The organism is Haemophilus sp. C1, assembly GCF_001276515.1.
Classification (GTDB): Bacteria; Pseudomonadota; Gammaproteobacteria; order Enterobacterales; family Pasteurellaceae; genus Haemophilus.
Genome location: NZ_LDVZ01000041.1, coordinates 1 through 5,944 on the forward strand (window position 1 = coordinate 1; position 5,944 = coordinate 5,944).

The 5,944-nt window shown below is 38.6% G+C and carries 7 protein-coding genes; 5 read left to right on the forward strand and 2 right to left on the reverse strand.

Annotation, left to right across the window (positions count from 1 at the left end):
• Positions 1-71 precede the first annotated feature (71 nt).
• Both sodC and folB read right to left on the reverse strand, forming a co-directional pair.
• The gene (gene sodC, locus ABW51_RS09225; RefSeq protein WP_053466510.1) at positions 72-644 is read right to left on the reverse strand and encodes a superoxide dismutase family protein; all 573 of its coding nucleotides are present in this window, start codon (positions 642-644) and stop codon (positions 72-74) included.
• A gap of 87 nt (positions 645-731) precedes the next feature.
• A complete protein-coding gene (gene folB / locus ABW51_RS09230; RefSeq protein WP_005632829.1) occupies positions 732-1,088 on the reverse strand; it encodes a dihydroneopterin aldolase in 357 nt (118 codons plus the stop codon).
• Positions 1,089-1,170: 82 nt separating this feature from the next.
• Between folB and plsY the strand changes: the two genes are divergently transcribed.
• The 5 genes from plsY (at position 1,171) to rpoH (ending at position 5,870) form a co-directional block, all read left to right on the forward strand.
• Entirely contained in the window at positions 1,171-1,770 is a 600-nt protein-coding gene (gene plsY, locus ABW51_RS09235; protein WP_053466511.1) for a glycerol-3-phosphate 1-O-acyltransferase PlsY, read from the forward strand.
• Between the two features lie 41 nt (positions 1,771-1,811).
• Positions 1,812-3,515, forward strand: a complete 1,704-nt coding sequence (gene narQ / locus ABW51_RS09240; RefSeq protein WP_053466512.1) for a nitrate/nitrite two-component system sensor histidine kinase NarQ — start codon at positions 1,812-1,814, stop codon at positions 3,513-3,515.
• Between the two features lie 9 nt (positions 3,516-3,524).
• A complete protein-coding gene (murB, locus tag ABW51_RS09245; protein ID WP_053466513.1) occupies positions 3,525-4,550 on the forward strand; it encodes a UDP-N-acetylmuramate dehydrogenase in 1,026 nt (341 codons plus the stop codon).
• 25 nt (positions 4,551-4,575) lie between these two features.
• On the forward strand, positions 4,576-4,887 hold the full coding sequence (locus ABW51_RS09250) for a DUF2322 family protein (RefSeq protein WP_053466514.1): 312 nt from the start codon (positions 4,576-4,578) through the stop codon (positions 4,885-4,887).
• A 137-nt stretch (positions 4,888-5,024) separates the two neighbouring features.
• Positions 5,025-5,870, forward strand: a complete 846-nt coding sequence (gene rpoH, locus ABW51_RS09255) for an RNA polymerase sigma factor RpoH (protein WP_042603015.1) — start codon at positions 5,025-5,027, stop codon at positions 5,868-5,870.
• Positions 5,871-5,944 lie beyond the last annotated feature (74 nt).

A 5,944-nucleotide genomic window follows, 5' to 3' on the forward strand; every position in this document is an offset into this window, starting at 1 on the left:
AAAAATCTGCACCTCAATTGTTGGTTTGTTGAGTCCAACTTTTGGGGTGCAGATCATTTCGAACAATCGAATTATTTAATCACGCCACAAGCCATACGTGGGCCGCCACCACCAAGTGGAGCTGGATGGTCGGAGTGATTATCACCACCAGCGTGGATCATAATAGAGTGACCGCGAACATCATCTAAATGTTTAAGACGTGGTGCTAAAACAGGGTTAGTCGCTGTACCATCATGTAATACAGTTAATGCAGGTAAATCACCTAAGTGTGCGTCATCTTGCCATGGGTAACCATGTTGTTTTGCACCTTTAGGATCCCAGTGACCACCAGCGCCTAAACCAGCTGTCAATTTACCCTCTTTTTCTTTTGGGTCACAGCTTGGGTTTTCATGGATGTGGAAACCATGTAAGCCTTCGCTTAATCCTTGTAAATTAGGGGTAAACACAAGACCATAGTTAGATTCAGTAATAGTCACTGTACCCACATCTTTGTTACCGTTTACTGGATCAAGTTGTTGCACTTTCACTTCAATAGAAGCACCTTTTGGTGCCATATTGTGCTCATGATTATGCTCATGTGCTTGCGCAACACCAACTGAACATACCGCACTAACCGCTAGTGCTAATAAGGTTTTCATATTCATTGCAATCTCCTTTATTGCAGTAAAAACTCACGACTATTTTAGTCAATTTTGTTTTAAAAGCCGATAAGTTTTTACGAAAATTTTACATTATTTTAAACATCCACGTACAATCAATACGCCAACATTTCGAGCTTGCGCGACGGCTTTCGGTTTACTCAGTTTAATTTTTAATCCTTGAAGTTGATAACGTGACTCAAGCAAATCAGCCACTTCATAAGCTACTCGCTCAATCAACAAGAAAGGTTTACTTTCCACATAATCAATTATCACTTGGCTCACTTCAGCATAATTTAAACAATATTCAACATCATCCGTTTCCGCTGCTTGCTTACAATCCCAAGCCATTTCCAAATCAAACACAAGTTTTTGCTTAATTTGCTGTTCCCAATCATATACACCGATTTGTGCAAAAACAGTCAATTCTTCAATAAAAATACGATCCATAAGGTTTCCTCTAAAATTATTGTAGGCGTATGCTATCAACTTTGGGTAAAATAACGAACAGTTTTTCTTGCTGGAGTGTAGAATGAGCCTTTTCGCCCTTTTTTATATGCTTTTTGCCTATCTTTTAGGCTCAATTTCCAGTGCGATTTTAATTTGTCGCCTTACTGGATTACCCGATCCTCGTCAAAATGGCTCACACAATCCTGGGGCAACAAATGTGTTGCGCATTGGAAATCGTAAGTCTGCCTTGGCGGTGCTTGTTTTTGATATGTTAAAAGGGATGATTCCTGTGTGGGCGGGTTATTATTTAGGTCTTACTCAATTTGAATTGGGGATGGTCGCACTTGGTGCTTGTTTAGGGCATATTTTCCCAATTTTTTTTCAATTTAAAGGTGGCAAAGGTGTAGCAACTGCCTTTGGGGCAATCGCACCAATTTCTTGGACTGTTGCAGGTTCAATGTTTGGTACGTGGATCTTTGTTTTTCTTGTTAGTGGCTATTCTTCATTAAGTGCGGTTATTTCTGCATTACTTGTGCCTTTTTATGTGTGGTGGTTCAAACCTGAATTTACTTTTCCCGTTGCACTTGTGTGTTGCCTATTAATTTATCGCCATCATGACAACGTTCAACGTTTATGGCGAGGTCAAGAAGATAAAGTTTGGGCTAAATTTAAAAAGAAATAAAAAATTCACCGCACTTTTTTAAATTTCCACTGGAGTTTCCTGTGCATACTAAAGGTTCCGTTTCCACTCGTATTGCGAAATATTTATTTATCATTCTTATCGTTGCTGGTGTGATTAGTTCTCTCAGTTTGGCAATTATGAGCAGTAATAAATATGATGCCGAAGCCATTAATATTTCAGGTTCTTTGCGTATGCAAAGTTATCGCTTGCTTTATGAAATGCAAGACCAACCAGAAAGCGTGGAAACGAACTTACGTCGTTATCATATAAGTCTTCATTCATCTGCTTTACTAGAAGTTCAAAATCAATTTTTCACACCGAATGTATTAAAACATTCCTATCAAAACATTTTGCAACGTTGGACGAACATGGAAAAATATGCGCGCCAACACGATGTAAAAAACTATAGTAAGCAGCTCACTGACTATGTGGCAGATGTTGATTATTTTGTGTTTGAACTGCAACGTTTCAGTGAGCAAAAATGGATTTTGGGCGTATCGGTGCTTTTTTTCGCTATGTTGTTAATTTTAGCTATGGTGTCTTATGTGATTTGGTACACACAGCGAGAAGTTGTAAAACCATTGCACTTAATGACAAAAGCCAGTATGCAAGTGCAAATGCGTCAATTCAATCACATTCCGCTTGATACAACGAAACAAAATGAACTCGGTACATTGGCTCGTATCTTCACACAAATGTCCACGGAGCTTGGTCAGCTTTATTCACGTTTGGAAGAAACAGTAAACGAAAAAACACAAAAGTTACGCCAAACCAACCGCTCTTTGACTACACTTTATCAAAGTTCTCAAATTCTTAATGCCAACACTCTCAACGATAAAGTATTAAGCCAAGTGCTTGACCATATTCTGGTCAGCGAGAATTTGAAATATATCAAAGTTGAAGTTATGGGTGCAGAGCATTGGGATATTACTTTGGGCAATCAAGACGTAGAGTACGCTTTGCAGACTGAAACACTTTCTGTGGATAATGAGGAATTTGGTACTCTATCTTGGCAAGCGGGATTACCTTGCCCCGATCCGAGAATGATGCAAAACCTTGCTCAAATGCTTGCTCGAGCCCTTTATTTCCAAAAAAATTTACGCCAACAAGAACAGCTTTTATTGATGGAAGAGCGGTCAATTATCGCACGAGAATTACATGATTCTTTGGCTCAAGTCTTATCATTTTTACAAATTCAACTTACTTTGCTCAAACATAACCTGAAGAAAGAAGACGAACAATCAAAAGAAAAGAGTTTGGCAATTATTGCCGATTTTGAACAAGCACTTTCCAGTGGATATGGACAGTTACGCGAGCTTTTAGCCACTTTCCGTTTAACCATACAAGAAGCGAACTTACAGCTTGCACTAGAACAAGTGATTGATTCATTACGATCACAAACAACAATGCAAATGAATGTGAATTGTCAATTGCCATCACAAAGTTTGAACCCTCAACAACTGGTTCATGTTCTGCAAATTGTACGTGAAGCCACCACCAATGCAATCAAACATTCTCAAGGCACCGCAATTGAAATTAGCGCAAGAATTAATGAAGAAGGCGAATACGAAATTTTAGTTGAAGATAATGGTATTGGCATTCCAAATCTTGAGGAGCCAGAAGGGCATTACGGTTTGAATATTATGGCGGAACGTTGTCGTCAGCTTAATGCACAATTGCATATTCATCGCCGTGAACAAGGCGGCACGCAAGTCAAGATTACCTTGCCGCATACATTATTTTAGGACATCAAAATGCAAAATTTACAACCTTTTCACACTTTCCATATTCATACTAATGCTCGTGAAATTATCGAAGCGCATAGCATTGAACAACTACAACAAGCATGGGCTCATTCAAAAGCAGAAAATTTACCCGCACTTTTTCTAGGTCAAGGCAGCAATATGCTGTTTTTAGAAGATTTTAACGGCATCGTGATCCTTAACCGTTTAATGGGGATTACGCACGAACAAGATGCAAATTTTCACTATCTTCACGTCAATGGCGGCGAAAATTGGCATAAATTAGTGGAATGGGCAGTGAATGAAGGCATTAATGGATTGGAAAATCTCGCCTTGATTCCGGGCTGTGCCGGTTCTGCGCCGATTCAAAATATCGGTGCGTATGGAGTGGAATTTAAAGATGTATGCGATTATGTGGATGTGCTCAATCTTGAAACCCAAGAATCTTTCCGATTAACCGCGACAGATTGTGAATTTAGTTATCGTGAAAGTATTTTCAAACATCGTTATCAACAAGGCTATGTGATTACAGCGGTTGGATTAAAACTCACGAAAGATTGGCAACCAGTACTAAAATATGGTTCGCTTGTAGAGTTCGATCCAAAAACGGTCACCGCTAAACAAATTTTTGATGAAGTCTGTCATATCCGTCAAAGTAAATTACCTAACCCCGATGAATTTGGTAATGCGGGGAGTTTCTTTAAAAATCCGGTTGTCAATTCAGAACATTTTGAAGAAATCAAAAAACATCACGAAAATCTACCGCACTTTCCGCAAGCAGATGGCTCAGTGAAATTAGCGGCGGGCTGGCTGATTGATCAATGCAATCTTAAAGGTTTTCAAATTGGCGGCGCAGCCGTTCATGAAAAACAAGCATTAGTGTTAATTAACAAAAGCGGGGCAACAGGACAAGATGTAGTCAAACTCGCCCATCACGTTCGCCAAACTGTTGCAGAAAAATTCGGTGTATATTTACAACCTGAAGTACGATTTATCGGTTCAACTGGCGAAGTAAATAGCGAGCAAACTATCGCGTAATTTATATAGATTAAGGAAATAAACCATGAGCTTTAAAGAAATTTTAGAAACCTTACCCACAATCGATCATTTAACCGGTTTAAATGTGATGGATGGTGAAACGATTATCCACAACATTCCTGCCATACCAGGTAAATTAGGTTCGCTTCGCCTTTATAATGCATTGGCTGAAAAATTTAACGGGAAATTAAACTGCACTTCAGCACAACAAGGTGTTGAATGGTTTACAGAACACGTCGAAGATGCAAAAGCGAATCCAGGCAAGCATCCAAACATTGATTTACTATTTAAAGTGATTAATGAAAATCTTAATTTAACCCTCATTCCACTTTGCTAATTAATCAGAATTATTTAGAATAATTGAACTTTTGATTGATAAAACCTGTCTTATTAACAAATTGGTTCAATAAGATAGCTTATTGTGCTATAACTAAGTACATTGATTGGCAAAAGCCAAAATAAAGAAGGGAAACGATGGATAAAGAAACACAAATGATGTTAGTTCCTCAAGGCAGTATCGAAGGTTATATTCGTGCGGCAAATGAATATCCGATGCTGACCGCAGAGGAAGAAAAGGAATTGGCAGAACGCTTGTATTATCACGAGGATTTAGATGCTGCGAAAAAACTCATTTTGTCGCATCTTCGTTTCGTGATCCATGTTGCGCGTGGCTATTCTGGCTATGGTTTGCCACAAGCTGACTTAATCCAAGAAGGCAATATCGGCTTAATGAAAGCTGTCAAACGTTTTAACCCTGAAGTTGGTGTACGTTTGGTATCATTCGCTGTGCATTGGATTAAAGCTGAAATCCACGAATATGTTCTTCGTAACTGGCGTATTGTAAAAGTCGCAACTACGAAAGCTCAACGTAAATTATTTTTCAACCTACGCAAAACTAAACAACGTTTAGGCTGGTTCAATGAAAATGAAGTTGATATCGTAGCAAACGAATTGGGTGTTTCCAAAGAAGATGTGATCGAAATGGAATCACGTATGAGCGGTGCGGACGTAGGTTTTGATTTACCCACTGATGATGCAGAAACAGAAACCTATTCTCCCGCCCTTTATTTGGAAGATAAAAGTTCTAATTTCGCAGCAGAGCTTGAAAATGAAAACTTTGAAAACCAAGCAACCGAGCAATTAGGTGCAGCGTTACAAAGTCTAGATGCGCGTAGTCAGGATATTATCAAAGCTCGTTGGTTAGATGATAACAAAGCTACATTGCACGACTTGGCAGCAAAATATAATGTATCTGCGGAACGTATTCGTCAATTAGAAACCAATGCACTGAAAAAATTAAAAAGTGCGGTGAGTTTTTAAATAATTTGGAAAAAGAAAACCTGCTAATTAGCAGGTTTTTTTATTTATCATTTAAACGTAATTTCAAATCTTCA